Annotated in this window: 13 protein-coding genes; all 13 read right to left on the minus strand. The window is 48.3% G+C overall.

The window, feature by feature from the left end:
- Window positions 1-435: 435 nt before the first annotated feature.
- Window positions 436-1,212: an MBL fold metallo-hydrolase gene (locus ADU23_RS24860; RefSeq protein WP_053376209.1), complete on the minus strand. Its 777-nt coding sequence runs from the start codon at window positions 1,210-1,212 to the stop codon at window positions 436-438.
- Window positions 1,209-1,883, minus strand: coding sequence for a hypothetical protein (locus ADU23_RS24865; RefSeq protein WP_053376210.1), 675 nt, complete (start codon window positions 1,881-1,883; stop codon window positions 1,209-1,211). The genes ADU23_RS24860 and ADU23_RS24865 overlap by 4 nt, the downstream gene beginning before the upstream one ends.
- Before the next feature lie 14 nt (window positions 1,884-1,897).
- Window positions 1,898-2,557 (minus strand): GNAT family N-acetyltransferase, encoded by a 660-nt coding sequence (locus ADU23_RS24870; RefSeq protein WP_053376211.1) that lies wholly within the window; start codon window positions 2,555-2,557, stop codon window positions 1,898-1,900.
- Between the two features lie 43 nt (window positions 2,558-2,600).
- Window positions 2,601-3,461, minus strand: coding sequence for a carbon-nitrogen hydrolase family protein (locus tag ADU23_RS24875; protein ID WP_053376212.1), 861 nt, complete (start codon window positions 3,459-3,461; stop codon window positions 2,601-2,603).
- A gap of 26 nt (window positions 3,462-3,487) precedes the next feature.
- The gene (locus ADU23_RS24880) at window positions 3,488-4,846 is read right to left on the minus strand and encodes a HAMP domain-containing sensor histidine kinase (RefSeq protein ID WP_053376213.1); all 1,359 of its coding nucleotides are present in this window, start codon (window positions 4,844-4,846) and stop codon (window positions 3,488-3,490) included.
- Window positions 4,843-5,541, minus strand: coding sequence for a response regulator transcription factor (locus ADU23_RS24885; RefSeq protein WP_053376214.1), 699 nt, complete (start codon window positions 5,539-5,541; stop codon window positions 4,843-4,845). Before ADU23_RS24885 ends, ADU23_RS24880 begins: the two co-directional genes overlap by 4 nt.
- A 124-nt stretch (window positions 5,542-5,665) precedes the next feature.
- A complete protein-coding gene (gene chrA / locus ADU23_RS24890) occupies window positions 5,666-6,877 on the minus strand; it encodes a chromate efflux transporter (RefSeq protein WP_053376215.1) in 1,212 nt (403 codons plus the stop codon).
- A 7-nt stretch (window positions 6,878-6,884) separates the two neighbouring features.
- Window positions 6,885-8,441, minus strand: a complete 1,557-nt coding sequence (locus tag ADU23_RS24895; RefSeq protein WP_053376216.1) for an ABC-F family ATP-binding cassette domain-containing protein — start codon at window positions 8,439-8,441, stop codon at window positions 6,885-6,887.
- An 87-nt stretch (window positions 8,442-8,528) separates the two neighbouring features.
- Entirely contained in the window at window positions 8,529-10,157 is a 1,629-nt protein-coding gene (locus ADU23_RS24900) for a serine/threonine-protein kinase (protein ID WP_053376217.1), read from the minus strand.
- Between the two features lie 144 nt (window positions 10,158-10,301).
- Entirely contained in the window at window positions 10,302-11,333 is a 1,032-nt protein-coding gene (locus ADU23_RS24905) for a glycoside hydrolase family 88/105 protein (protein WP_053377817.1), read from the minus strand.
- 33 nt (window positions 11,334-11,366) lie between these two features.
- A complete protein-coding gene (locus ADU23_RS24910) occupies window positions 11,367-12,203 on the minus strand; it encodes a carbohydrate ABC transporter permease (protein WP_053376218.1) in 837 nt (278 codons plus the stop codon).
- A 2-nt stretch (window positions 12,204-12,205) separates the two neighbouring features.
- Window positions 12,206-13,105 carry a carbohydrate ABC transporter permease gene (locus ADU23_RS24915; protein ID WP_053376219.1) on the minus strand — a complete coding sequence of 300 codons (900 nt, stop codon included), beginning with the start codon at window positions 13,103-13,105 and terminating at the stop codon, window positions 12,206-12,208.
- Window positions 13,106-13,196: 91 nt separating this feature from the next.
- Entirely contained in the window at window positions 13,197-14,537 is a 1,341-nt protein-coding gene (locus tag ADU23_RS24920; protein WP_053376220.1) for an ABC transporter substrate-binding protein, read from the minus strand.
- Window position 14,538 lies beyond the last annotated feature (1 nt).

Here is a 14,538-nt window from a genome sequence, read left to right on the forward strand (position 1 = left end):
TTGTTGCCTCCTTTAAATTTGGGTATAAAAAAAGACAGGAATAGAACGCGGGCGCGTTCCATTCCTGTCTAGGTCAACGTAAGCTCCAATACCGCTTCCATCGTTAACGAAATCGTTAGCATGAAAACGGGTATAAAAAAACCGCGCTGCGAGAGCACGGTGATTGGGCCGCTGTCGAATTGCTTCAGGCGGAAATCCTCATGTCCTTAACTCTTGGCGCCAGATCACGAAATAGAGCCTTGCCGCAGGGTACTTTTTTTGTACCGAGCATCATCGCAAGACCTTCGTTCATCTGACCATATCCAATTTATGAGTTAAAGACACCAGCAAACATTAAAATTTCCCCTTTAAGCCTTATAGTGGTTAAAAAAAGGTTACTCCAATAATGTACAAAAAAGACAAGCGGATTGTCAAGCGATTAACAATTGATTTCCTTCAAATGGTGATGCTCATGCCTGTCCGGGCAACATGCATCTGCTCAGGAAGAACATAATCCCTTCTAAGATCGATGTCATGCGACATATGAGTGAGCAGCGTCTGCTTTGGCTCCCATTTCTTCACAAGCGCAATGGCTTCAACCACGTCATAGACGGATCTCGTCTCATAGGCAAACGGCTCATGATAAAAGCTCGTTCCGAGCACAAGCAAGTCTAAATTAGCTAGCGGCTGCTGCATCTCCTCCGTCAAACCAATGGAGTCCGAGCAATATACCCAGCTGCTGTCTTTCTCCGTATGCTCGAACCGAAATGCGTATGCATAGCCATTTTTGCCATGATTGACGCGCCAGCTAGACGCTCGCCATTTGCCAAGCATAATCGGCTGATCAAATGAATTGAACACGATTTGATTCGTGAGCCACGGGAAACGGTCCAATATTTCTCCAATCACTTCCGAAGGCGCAAACGCCTGCCCCTTCTTCTTCGTCCAGCGGCAAGCGTCTGCCCATTCCACAAGACCGCCAATATGGTCAAAATGCGCATGCGTAATCAGCATCGTATCTACTGCCCGCAAATCGGCCGCTTCTAATTGCTTCGAGAAATCCGGTCCGCAATCAATCCAAACCGTGCCCGCTTCCTGATCCTCAATCTGCAACGAGGATCGATATCGCCGATTCTCCCCGCTGGCACGCGCTTCCGTACATACCTCGCAGTCGCAATACATACGGGGTACGCCCATGGAGTCCCCCGTGCCTCTAAAGATTAAGTTTGTCATAGCGGAAGAAGCTCTAGCTTATCCGATGCGCGAATATGTTCCATCATGCTGACCCATTCAGCCGGCTTATTCGGCAAAGCGGAATAGTAGCCCTCTAGAAACGTCGCTACAAGAGCAGCATCGATTGCTGTTAACTCCTCGTCCTGCGGCAGGAAGCATAAATCAAGTTCCGCCACCGCTTGTCCTTCATGGTCCCAAGAAGGATGAACATATCCGACATTGATCCGTTTGTAGCCAATATGCGATAGCACCTCGCGGCGTACATACGGATTCATCGGCGAGACGCCGCCGAAAGAATGGTCTGCAGCCCGGTAAGGATCATACACCTCGGCAAACATCCCGATTGGCGTAGTGCCCGACGCTTCAGCGAGCTTCACCAAGTCACGCTCGCGATTGCGGAGCAGAAAACGTCCAATGCCGAGTGAAGGCTTGCCTATAATCGTAAAATCGGTCATCGCTACACGCAGTTCGGGATAATAGCGATACTCCGTTGAACCGACCACTTCGCCCTCATGAATCGCCACATAAACATGAATTGTCGGATCTTCCAGCGGTTCACGCCAGAGCTCGTAAGCCAAAACCTCTTCAGGAGGGAATATCGTTTGCAAAAGCTTATGTAAAGGTCCAAAATAACGGTCTTCGATCGAAGTAATTCGATGGTAAATGAGCATAGTGTTTCTCTCCTTTAAAGAAATGGATTGCGCCACTCCATGATGGCTGCACAGTTATGCGACTGCTCGTCTTCTAGATAATGATGGGCAATGCCAATCGGCACCCGGCCGCATCTAAGCAAAAAGGTGATGACGGGATCGTTCCATTCTCCTTGCATCACTTTATCCAAATAAACCTCAGGTGAAATCTCATGGGCATGAGCGCCATAGCCGGGCATCCGGCCGCCTCCAAGCAGCCTTCGCAGTCCCATCTGCACAACCGTCTCATACATCGATTGCATGAGCCATTTGCCAATGCCTGATTTGCGATATTCCGGTACGACGCAAATATCGATGACATAAAGCGTATCTCCGCTTGCATGATGATTACGAATGTAGCCCCGATCGGAGATAGTCTCCCATTCATGCTTGTCCGCATAATCATCCATATCGACGATTAACCCAGTCATCGAGCCAATCATGCGGCCGTTAATCTCCGCACATAAGGCTCCTTCAGGAAATCTTGTGACATGCTCCGTCAGCTGCTCCGTATTCCACCATAATTCAGAAGGGTACGGCGGCGGAAAGCTTGCTCGCTGAACGTCAATTAACGCTTCGAAATCTGAAGATTTATAATTGCGGATAATAGCTTTTTCGGGCTTACCGTCAACAAACAAGTATAGCTCTTTGCGCATGGCGATCCACCTTCTTTTCTGCTTCATCCAGCAGGAATGCTGATTACTGCCAATCTGTATACAAGTCGGTACGACGGTCACGCCAAGTCGTAACTGAGCCTTTTTCTCTTACTTCCTCCAGCAGCGCCAGATCGAGGTCGGCCACGACGAGCATGTCATCGTTGATAATTCCTTCGCTCAAGATGCCGGCCGGCGGAAAAGGAATGTCATTGGGAGCAATAATCGCAGCTTGCCCAAAATTCGCCCGCATCAGATCGACTTTGCGTAGCGAGCCGACTGTCCCTGTCGTTACGATGTAGACTTGATTCTCAACCGCTCTGGCATGGCAGCAATATCTAACGCGATAGAACCCATGCCGATCATCGGTACAGGATGGGCAGAAGATAACGTCTGCCCCCTTCGCACGCGCCATCCTTACGATCTCAGGAAATTCAATGTCGTAGCAGGTAAGCATCGCAACTGTCCCATAGGGGGTATCGAATACTTCTAGGCCATCACCCGCCGACATATTCCAGCCTTCAATCTCAGAAGGGGTAATATGAATTTTATGCTGCACATCGATTTTGCCATCCGGATGAAATAGATGCGCGGCATTGCGGAGCGTGCCGTCAGCCATTTTAATGACATGCGTGCCGCCGACGATATATACCCCATAATCAGCTGCCAACGAACGAAAAAGGTGCAGGTAGTCTTCCGTGAAATCGGGAAGCCGATCAATGGGCAGCGCTTTCCCCTGCTCATCTCCGATGGACATCAGTTGGGTCGTCAAAAATTCTGGAAACAATACAAACTGAACCCCGTACTCCGAGGCATTTCGCACATAGTGCGTAACTTGCTCGGAAAATTGCTCAAATGAGCTAATATCTGCAAGCTTATATTGAACTGCTGCCGTGCGAAACTTCAATGTTCACAGCCTCCATCGCTAATTAGTTATTGTTTTCGCTGTTTGAACTGCAGCGTAATCGTCGTGCCTAAATCAGGCAAGCTAAATACATCAACCTTGCCTTCATGCAAATCAACGATTCGTTTGGCAATCGATAGACCAAGCCCGACGCCGCCGGTAGCGCGGCTTCTAGCGCCGTCAACCCGGTAGAAACGTTCAAATAGATGCGGAATTTCATTTTCCGGTATGCCCATGCCTTTATCCTTGACCTCGATTTTGACGATATGCCTAACTAACGTAACCGTCACATCAATCGGGTCCTTCGAATATTTAATGGCATTGTCCAGCAAAATGACGAGCAGCTGCCTGATTTTGTCCTTGTCGCCAACCATGCGGACGACCTTGGACATCGCTTTTACGCGGATCGGACGCCCGAAGGTCGTTTGCAGCATCGTGGCCAGCTCATCGACAACTTGCACAACATCGAACAGCTCCTGGCGCAGCCAGTCCTCCTGCTCCGCCTCGGCAAGCATAAGCATCGACTTCGTTAAATTTTGCAAACGGTTGGCTTCCTTGTCGATCGCCTCAATGGCTTCATTGCGCAGGCTCTCGTCATCCCGTCCCCAGCGCTTAAGCATCCCGGCATAACTGCTAATAACCGTCAGCGGTGTCTTAAGCTCATGCGAAGCATCCGCAACGAACTGCTTCTGCTTCGCAAAGGTGCGGTCAAGCCGCTCTATCATTTGGTTAAAAGCGCGGACGAGCTGCAATAGCTCCGCCGATTCCTCGCGGCTGCTCAGCTCGATTTGTCTGAGCTTGCCGCTCCGGTCGATTTCGCGCATCGTATTAACCATCTGCTGAATGGGCGCCGTTAGTCTCGAGGTGAACCAATACGTACCGAAAATCGCGAACAAGATCGCGCCACCGCTTGTAACGCTTAGCGCTGCAACCAGCACTTGCAAATAGTTGTCCAACTCGTCCAAAATGCGGTTTACCTCAAGCATCGCGATAACGCGGTTCCCGTCATATAGCGGCACGCGCATAAACAAAATACGCTCTCCGCTTTTGGTAATCATCCCTGTGTGATGATGCGTCTCGAAGGTCGCCGGCAGCTCTTGAAGAAGCTTGTCCGAGCCCGTAATATTCATCACTCTGTTATTAGGCGCAATAATGCGAATCATTTCGTTAACGTTGTAGTATTCGTTGAGCAGCTCTGGAAAATTTAATCCTCGACCGCTCTGAATTCGGGGATTCTCAAGCATGAGATTCACCTTATTGGCAATAACCTCTTCTTCGCTTTCCGTCGTTATTTTGATCACATAAAAATAAACGAAAATATTGAACAGAATTAAAATAAAGATCAGCCAAAAAATCGTAAAAAGCGTGAACCGTTTGCGAAGTGTCATGCATCCGGCTCCTTTATCATATAGCCTACTCCACGAACCGTATGAATGAGCTTATGCCGGTACCCCTTGTCCAGCTTTTGGCGCAAATAACGAATGTATACATCGACCAGGTTCGTTTCACCAATAAAGTCATAGCCCCAAACCTCTGACAAAATATCCTCACGTGATTTTTCATCGTTTTTGTTCTCAACGAGATAGACAAGCAGCTCAAACTCACGCGGCGTCAGCTCAATCAAAATATCTTTCCGATACACTTTACGCGTACGCAGCTCAATCGTCAGATCTCCGACCTTAATCATATCGGAACCTTCCGCTTCTTTTGGATACTGCTGGAATATACGCAAAATGTTGCGAACCCGTGCAAGCAGCTCCTCCATGGCAAACGGTTTTGTTATATAGTCATTGGCTCCATGCTCGAAGCCGCTAACTTTATCCGGCACGGTATCGCGTGCAGTCAATAGTATGATGGGTACTGGATTGCCTGCTTGGCGCAGTAATCGCAGCACTTCAATGCCACTCATCTCAGGCAGCATGACGTCTAGCAAGACAAGCTCCCAATCGCCAGTGGAAGCCATTTCATAGCCGGTGCGCCCATCTGCTGCGGTCCCTACCGTATAACCTTCATGCTCCAGTTCAAGCTGCAATATACGGGAAATGCCTGTTTCGTCTTCTACGACAAGAATACGTTCCTTCATCCTAGAGGTTCACCTGCTTCCTGTTGTAAATAATTTCTTGCCTTTAAGCAAAAGCGGCGTTCTTTATAAAAGAACGGTTAATTTTATCATAATGAAGACGTTTCACAAATGCAAGCAAGCCGATCTACAGAAATAGTAGACCGGCGAATGCCGCTAGCAGAACTGCTTGCCAAGGTGGACGTTTCCATAGCTGGATAAACATAAAAAGTACGATGACGAGTACGAATTGAATCGATGTATTAACCGTATCTACGAATATCGGATCGTATAGAGCAGCTAGCAGGATGCCAACGATCCCAGCATTTACACCTTTTAAAGCGGACTGCGCCGTCCTGTTTTGCTTCAAAGCTTCCCAAAACGGAAGCGCGCCGATGACTAACAGAAACGCCGGCAGAAAAATAGCAACCAACGCAATTGCTGCATTTACGATTCGCATTGGGCCTTGCCCAAGTGCTGCGCCAATATAGGCTGCGAAGGTAAAGAGCGGTCCTGGCACAGCTTGAACCGCGCCATAACCTGACATAAATTGATCATTGGTGAGTTGGTTCGCACCCGAGCCAAGAAATGCTGCTTCCAGCATCGGAAGCACGACATGTCCTCCTCCAAATACGAGTGAACCCGCCCGGAAAAAACCGTCGATAAAACTTAATAATGAAGAGCCTGTCCATCTGCTGATGAATGGGATAAAAAAAAGCAGCAGGAAAAATAAGAGCAGCATAACTACACCAACAACACGCCCTACAGGCTGAGAAGTTTGATCAACGTTTAATGGTTGGACGCTCTCCACCTGCGGTTTAAGCAGAAAAATGCCAACTGCCGCGCATAGGAGCAGCGGCAAAAGCTGCCCCCACATGCCAGGTACCAATAAAGCCATGCTAGCAGCACCAAGAGCTAGCGTTCCCCGCAGCCGGTCAGGCGCCAACGTTCTCGACATGCTCCACACTGCTTGAGCCACGATTGCAACGGCAGCCAGCTTTAAGCCTTGCAGCCATCCCGCATCATGAAGCGATACAATGTCCGCGCCATAGGCAAAGGCGACCATGAGCATGGCAGACGGCATTGTAAATCCAAGCCAAGCCGCAATCGCGCCGGATATCCCCGCTCGCTTGACCCCGATTGCCATGCCAAGCTGGCTGCTTGCAGGACCGGGCAGAAATTGGCACAAGGTAACTAAATCAGCAAATGCTCGCTCATTAAGCCACTGGCGCCTAACCACGTATTCATCCCGAAAGTATCCGATATGTGCAATCGGCCCGCCGAAGGAGGTCATCCCTAGTTTGCATGCAGCCCAAAATACTTCCCATATCGCCGCTAGACTGAACACTCGCTTACTCATCCGTAGCTCACCTCTGGGTTTGCATTGACCAAGCTTCTACATCCCATGTTTTGGTAACCCAATCCTCATAGAAATCAGGTTCATGAGAAACGAGTACAACTGTGCCTTTATAAGCTTTAAGAGCTCTCTTCAATTCAGCTTTCGCAACGACATCCAAATGGTTCGTCGGCTCATCGAACAAAATCCAGTTGCTCTCGCGCAGCATCAGCTTGCATAGGCGAACCTTCGCCTGCTCGCCGCCGCTGAGCTGGTTTAGAGCGCGTGTGATATGCTCATTTTTCAAGCCGCAGCGCGCAAGTGCAGCACGAACCTCATGCTGGTTCATAAAGGAAAACTCATCCCATACATCATCCAGCGGCGTCATCGTTGGTGCTTTCGCTTCTTGCTCGAAATAAGCAGGATTCAAATAGTCGCCGAGATAAGTTTTGCCATCAAGAGCCGGAATAACGCCTAGGATCGTCTTCAATAACGTCGATTTGCCGACACCATTGCAGCCTACAATCGCAATTTTATCGCCGCGTTCAATGACCATGTCCATTTTAGGCAGCAGCGGCTTGTTGTAGCCAATAACCATTCCTTCCGCTTCAAAGACGGTTTTGCCGCTCGTTCTTGATTCCCTAAAGTTAAACGTAGGTTTCGCCGCTTCTTCGGGCTTATCGATGCGGTCAATCCGATCAAGCTGCTTCTCCCGGCTTTTGGCACGGCCTGATGTTGAAGCACGAGCTTTGTTTTTATTGATGAATTCCTCTTGCTTCTTAATATAATCCTTCTGCTTCTCATAAGCATCGATGTGCTGCGCCTTATTCAGATCGGCCATTTCCAGGAATTTCTCATAATTAGCCGAATAACGCGTCATCTTCGTAAATTCAAGATGATAGATTACGTTGACGACTTGATTCATAAAGCCTGTTTCATGAGAAATAAGAACAAAGGCATGCGGGTAGTTTTTCAGATAGTTGGTCAGCCAGTTAATATGCTCTTCATCCAAATAGTTCGTAGGCTCATCGAGCAATAGTACCCCTGGCTTCTCAAGCAATAGCTTGGCAAGCAAAACCTTCGTCCGCTGACCGCCGCTAAGCGCCGTAACATCGCGGTCAAGGCCAATCGCGTTAAGGCCTAATCCGTTTGCCATCTCATCAACCTTCACATCGATAAGATAGAAATCGCCAATCTCAAGCTCTTCTTGGATCTCGCCCATGCGGATGAGAAGCTGATCCAGTGTATCGGCATCGGCATCGCCCATTTGCGCTGCAATGCTGTTTAGCTCTTCTTCTAATACGAGCATGGGAAGAAATGCATCCTTTAGAACGTCGCGGATCGTCTTGCCCGCTTCAAGCTTTGTATGCTGATCCAAATAACCGTAACGAACGCGAGGCGTCCACTCCACCTTGCCCTCATCTTTTAATAGCTTGCCTGTCAAAATGTTCATAAGCGTCGATTTTCCGGTTCCATTCGCGCCAACCAGCCCTACATGCTCTCCGGCTAGCAGACGGAAGGATACATTTCGAAACAATACCCGATCGCCAAACGTATGTGATAATTGCTCTACTGTTAACAAACTCATTTGTCTTTTATCTCCATTCATGTATGCGCCTTAATAAAAACCTGCAACGATCTCGTTTTAACCCGTATCATTGTATCACATAAATGATCATTCCGTATTTATTTCATTGTAAATGAGCTTAAAAATGGGCATCAATGCTTGGCTCAATCGCTTTCGCAATCGCAAATCATCGGCAGCCCATACGCCATTCCATTGCAAGGTCAGCAAGGTCTCATCAGGGAGCTTAGGCACAATGGCGTGCGGCCCCTCCGGGAACAACGACAGCCATTCGTTTCTGCCGCGGAACGCCATATCCTTGTTCGCTATAAAATAGATTTTGCCGCCATTTGGATGAAGCTCTCGCTTAAGCGAGACCAATTGCCTTAACTCAGCCGCTTGCCACTTGGCGACAGCAGGATCTCCAACTGCAAATATGAATCGTGCTTGCCTCAGTTGTGCTAGCGCATCCGGTTCGCTCCATTTCCCTGATAAATCGATTAGGTTAATCAAGCTTCCGGCATGATGAAGCATTTTATTAAATCTCTGCTCATCTAGCGCGGGTGTGGGATAGCCCTCCGAGCGAAGCGTGAACCAGCTTACGAAACTTTTGTCCTGCATGTAGTTAACATATCGTTGATCAAGTGCCCGGGTTTCCTTCCAGCGACTATTTTTTGCGCGCTTCTGCCCCGATAACCACGCATGCCATTCCGGTCTGGCATGCTCGTATTCTGCTGCTGAAACCGCAGTGCCCTGCTGCCCAAGTAACACAGCAAGCGTATGCGCAAGAAAAGTAGAGCCTGCCCCAGGCGCTAAAGATAACAGACAAATATTCATTCCGCGAGTCCGAGAATTTTCGTTGTACGGCGCTTCGTTGTTCTCCGCAGAAGATACCATTTGATTTGGCGCATAAGGCTTGAGCACCTCTTGCACCTCCAGCATCGTGTGATAACGTAATTTCGGATCAGGCTGAAGCAGACGCTGAATCACCGCAATAAACGCAGTCGGAATATCAGGCTGCAATTGCGCGAGAGCTGCGCGCTCTCCTCTGCTTGCAACTGTTTGTTGGTATATAGCTCCCCCGCTTGCCATGTAAAAAAGCAGCGCGCCCAGCCCGTAAATATCCGTCCGTTCGTCGCTTTGCCCTGCACCCTCCTGCTCCGGCGCGGCGAAGCCGACCGTTCCAAGCTGGGCAGTGTCCCTCTGCTGTCCCTCCTTGAAATGGCGGGAGATGCCAAAATCAATGAGCTTTACCTGCCATTTATGATCAATCATGACGTTTGTTGGTTTCAAATCGCGGTGAATAATCGGCGGGCTATGACCATGCAAGTGGATAAGTGCGGCACAGAGCTGCAACCCGATATGAATGATTTGCCTGAAGGTCAATCCGGCATGGATGGAGCCAAACAGCTCCGCGACGGTGCGGCCGTCAATGTATTCCATGACCAGCGCTTCAAAGCCATGCTCCTCCGGCGCAAAATAATCCAAAATTAAAGGCAGCTGCGGATGGTTCATCTTCATCATCATAGAAGCTTCTTCTGCATAACTGCCGGCGCCTGCCGGCAACGGCAAAATGACCTTTATCGCCCTTAGCTTGCCGGCAAGCTTGAGATCATCCGCAGCATAGACGACCCCCATGCCTCCACGTCCTAAAATACCCGCAATGCGGTACCGTCCGCCAACAACAGCACCGGTTGCAAAGGGTGAAAATAATCGTTGCGAATCATTTTCTTCTTCCAAACTTGCCGCCCCCTTCGTAGAAACAAAAAAAAGCATCCCGACGCCGTTTGTAAGAGTACAAACGGCATCAGGATGCTTTCCTGACACCTAATTGATTAGTGCTACTTTAACATATAATGGTTGAATAATACAGTCTTTAATGGATTAAAATACGCGTTTTTTGGAATTAAGCAGCTCCGCTAGAAACGCAAGCGCGAGACCTTGGCCCCAGCCCTGCACGCGCTTGTGCGCCACGTCGCGGTAGCCCTGCTGATCATTCATGACAGCCGTGCCGGCAGACACATTCAGCACTGCGCCATCCTCTGTAATTTGGCTAAAAATCCCATCGATTGAGCGTTGAATGTATTTGTTGTACAAGGAGCCAAACGCGAATAACCCCGTTGCAATGCCCGCAGATCCCGATGTTTCATGGTAGGAAGTATCGTCGTTCAAAACCGTATGCCACAGTCCATTCTCGGCTTGCAGACGTACAAGTGTACTTAGTTGATCCCGCATAGACCCTTCGATAATCATAAAGGACGGATGCTGAACGGCGATATGAGGCAAAGCCTTCGCCATCGTCAGAGCTGCCCAGGAGTTGCCGCGTGCCCAAAAAATGGATGACATATGGTTTTGCGCGATATTGTCCCAGCCATGGTAATACAGATTCGTAACCGGGTCCTGCAGGAAATGCTCATGACCGTGGTACTGCTTGAGACCATCCTCCAAGTAATCGGTACGCTCCAGCAGATGTCCCATCCGAACGAGGAAATAACCCGCCATCATCATTGTGTCTACCCAAGCCTGTTCGGGAAATTTGTACGTTTCGGAATTGACGGTATGCTGAAAAATGCCGTCAGCGAAACGAATCGCATCGTTTTTTAAGTATTCTGCCATTTGGATGGCAACGTCTAAATATTTTTGATTGTCGGTTGCTTTATAAAGCGAGATAAGCGCATGTCCAATCGATACGCCGTTGACGGATAGCTTTGGCAGTCCATCTTCAAGCTTCTCATCCACCCATTCCTGAAGCAGCTGAATGTAGCGTTCGTTTCCGGTTGCTTCATACGCTTCGGCCACCCCGTAAAAAGCGACGCCTCCCGGCCAATCCCAGCTAAAGTCCATTCTAAATGTGCGGTCCACGACACGGTCGATCACTTCGCGAATATGATTTTCGTCAAATTTAAGCTGTGGCATTTCCATCTTCCTCTCTCCTGATTCCATTAGTTTCTACTTCAAGCCGCTTGTGCTGATACCTTCAACAATATACTTCTGAAAGGCAAAGAATATGGCAAGTACAGGAATTAAGCTGACAATGGACATCGCAAACATCGCGCCCCAGTTCGAAACGGTATCGCTGTCGAGGAACATCTTAAGTCCCATCGATACCGGGTACAAGCTTGGACGGTTCAGATAGAGAACCGGACCGAGCAAATCCTCCCAGCGCCAGTAAAAGGAGAAAATCGACGCCGTTGCCAGAGCCGGTACGACAAGCGGCAATATAATCCGGAAAAACAAGCGGAATTTTCCGCAGCCGTCGATGGTCGCCGCTTCGTCAAGCTCATTTGGAATCGTCCGAATGAACTGGATGAGCAAAAAGATAAAAAACGGAATGCCGAAATATTGCGGGATGACGATTGGTTTGATGGAATTGAGCCAGTGCAGCTTCGCGAACAAAATATATTGCGGCACAAGCACGACGTCATGCGGCAGCATAAGCGTTACCATCATAATGCCGAACCAAAACGTTTTGCCTGCGAAGTTAAGCCTAGCAAATCCAAAGGCAATAAAAGCCGATGACAATACAGCCCCGATCGTCGACAAAATAACGATTTCGAGCGAGTTCATTATAAAGTTGCCGAACGACTGGCCCGCAATGCCGATCCAGCCGATTTTATAATTTTCCCAAATCCAAGGCTGCGGAATAAGCGAATCCGCCGTTGAGAAGATCAGATTGCTTTGCTTGAACGAGCTCATGAGCAGCCATAACACAGGGTAAACCATCACGAGCGCGAGGGCTGCAACAAAAATATGATAAATCGGCCACTTCAGCTTTTTCAACGTCATGATTAATGGCCACCTTTCGACTCGTAATGTACCCATTTCTTGGAGGTTGCGAACAGGATTCCCGTCAGAATCGCGATGATGATGAGCATAACCCATGCCATTGCCGACGCATAACCCATATCAAAATAAACGAACGCTTGGCGGAACAAGTAGAGGGAATAAAGAAGTGTCCCATCAAGCGGGCCGCCTTCGCCTTTTGAAATAATGTAAGCCGGAACGAAGGTCATAAATGCCCCAATGGTCTGCATGATCGTATTGAATAAGATGATCGGGCTGAGCATCGGCAGTGTAATTTTGAAGAAGCGAATAACAGGTCCTGCCCCATCGACGTTTGATGCTTCATACAATTCTGGCGGAATGTTTTTGAGTCCCGCTAGAAAAATGAGCATCGAGGAACCAAATTGCCAAACCGACAATGTAATGAGCATCCAGAGCGCAGCCGCTGGTTCAGCAAACCATCTCACGCTATCTAAACCGAGTGCATTCAGAAAAATGTTTATGACTCCTTCGTCGCCATACAGATTGCGCCACATAATGGAGACCGCTACGCTGCCGCCAATAATAGAAGGAAGATAATAAACCGTCCGATATAACCCGATTGCTTTCGAAGCTGTATTTAAGATCATAGCGATAAACAGTGCAAAGGCTAATCTAAGCGGAACACCTATAAATACGTACAGAAAGGTTACTTTAAGCGATGCCCAGAATTTCGAATCATCGGTAAACATGCTCTGGTAGTTCTCTAATCCGATAAAGGATGGTGTGGAGAGAAGATCGTAATCCGTAACGGAAAAATATAACGATGCAATGGCCGGAACCAACGTAAATAACAGAAATCCGATAACAAATGGTCCAATAAATGTGTAACCGATTAAGTTGTTTTTAAGTGATAGCGATTTCATCTTATCCAACTCCTATACGAAGTCTAACGTGCCAGCTATGAAAGGGCGATGGCCGATCTTACGATTAGCCATCGCCTCTTCTCAAGTTCGATTACTTGTTTTTCTTAAGGATGGCGGTTGCTTCGTCTCTAAATTTCTTAGCTGCTTCTTCCGGCTTAATTTTGTTGTAGTTCATTTGCTCAGCAAGACTCGTTAAGGATTTGAATACTTCAGCGGAACCGATTGGATCAGCAGGGTCCATTGGCGTGCTGTGCGACTCAGCCCACGCTACGTAATCGTATACTTGAACTTGCGCTTCCGTGGAAACCGCTTTTAACGCTTCTTTCACTTTAGCCGACACCGGGACGCCGCGATCGCCCAAGATAAGTTTGTTAGCTTCGATATCATTGACGAAGAAGTTGATAAATTTAGCTGCTTCTTCTTTTACTTTTGAATTCTCAGAGACGGAGAAGAACATGCTTGGCTTCAGGAACAAACCTTTTTCCATGTTAGGGCCAGCCATTGGAGCGATTGCGAGCGGACGGTTAGCCACCTGCTGCAAGCCAACATATTGGTTCGACCACTGCCATACGCCAATCCCTTGATTAAGTACTAGATGGCTGTCTTCCGCGCCTTTGATTTGAGCAAGCACGTCAGGTGAAGGTACAGCGCCATCAATTACGAGTTTAGCCATCATACCGAAGAAATCAGTGAACATTTGATCATCTTCATAACCAAGGCCAGTGCCTTCAGCGTTAAACAACGTTTTGTCTAAAGTACGGAGGTAGTATCCGAAAAATACTTCAGGGCGCATGCCGTTATCGAAGTATAGGCCAGCTGCTTTGGCTTTAGCTGCCATTGCTACATAATCATCCCAAGTGAAGTTTTCAGGGATGGATTCGATGCCTGCTTTTTTCAGAAGAGCTGGATCATAGTTGAATCCAAGAGCGTTTACGCCAAGGTTCATGCCGTAGAGGCCGTCGCCCAATTTACCGCCGTCAATCGCATTTTGGCTAATGTCGCTTACGTCGATTTGATTGCCAAGGTAAGGAGTCAAGTCAGCAAGCTGCTTTCTGCCCGCATATTGCGAGTAGTTTTGCGTATCGATTTGGATAATGTCAGGAAGCTCGTTTGCTGCTGCTTGCGGAGCAAGCTTTTTCCAATAATCATCATAGTTCGCATATTCCATTTCAATGGTTACGTTAGGGTTTTTAGCTTTGTACATTTCGATAACCTTCATCGTGTAATCATGACGAGGTTGACCGCCCCACCAAGCGATGCGCAGCGTGACCGGCTTCGCTTCCGCAGGCTCTTCTTTCACTGCATTACTCGATTTAGGAGTGTTCGTGGTGTTAGCCGCATTGCCGTTTCCTGAGTTGTTGCCTCCGCAAGCGCTTACGAGAACCAGCGCAAAAGCCATGAGTATAAAAAGCATTTTTTTCGGTGCTTTCATT

The organism is Paenibacillus sp. FJAT-27812, assembly GCF_001273905.1.
Lineage (GTDB): Bacteria > Bacillota > Bacilli > Paenibacillales > Paenibacillaceae > Pristimantibacillus.

Bases quoted from the DNA above. Each gene is read 5' to 3' on its own strand.
- ADU23_RS24860 (WP_053376209.1), bottom strand. From the start codon at position 1,212: ATGACAAACTTAATCTTTAGAGGCACGGGGGACTCCATGGGCGTACCC.
- ADU23_RS24865 (WP_053376210.1), bottom strand. From the start codon at position 1,883: ATGCTCATTTACCATCGAATTACTTCGATCGAAGACCGTTATTTTGGA.
- ADU23_RS24870 (WP_053376211.1), bottom strand. From the start codon at position 2,557: ATGCGCAAAGAGCTATACTTGTTTGTTGACGGTAAGCCCGAAAAAGCT.
- ADU23_RS24880 (WP_053376213.1), bottom strand. From the start codon at position 4,846: ATGACACTTCGCAAACGGTTCACGCTTTTTACGATTTTTTGGCTGATC.
- ADU23_RS24885 (WP_053376214.1), bottom strand. From the start codon at position 5,541: ATGAAGGAACGTATTCTTGTCGTAGAAGACGAAACAGGCATTTCCCGT.
- chrA (WP_053376215.1), bottom strand. From the start codon at position 6,877: ATGAGTAAGCGAGTGTTCAGTCTAGCGGCGATATGGGAAGTATTTTGG.
- ADU23_RS24895 (WP_053376216.1), bottom strand. From the start codon at position 8,441: ATGAGTTTGTTAACAGTAGAGCAATTATCACATACGTTTGGCGATCGG.
- ADU23_RS24905 (WP_053377817.1), bottom strand. From the start codon at position 11,333: ATGCCACAGCTTAAATTTGACGAAAATCATATTCGCGAAGTGATCGAC.
- ADU23_RS24910 (WP_053376218.1), bottom strand. From the start codon at position 12,203: ATGACGTTGAAAAAGCTGAAGTGGCCGATTTATCATATTTTTGTTGCA.
- ADU23_RS24915 (WP_053376219.1), bottom strand. From the start codon at position 13,105: ATGAAATCGCTATCACTTAAAAACAACTTAATCGGTTACACATTTATT.
- ADU23_RS24920 (WP_053376220.1), bottom strand. From the start codon at position 14,537: ATGAAAGCACCGAAAAAAATGCTTTTTATACTCATGGCTTTTGCGCTG.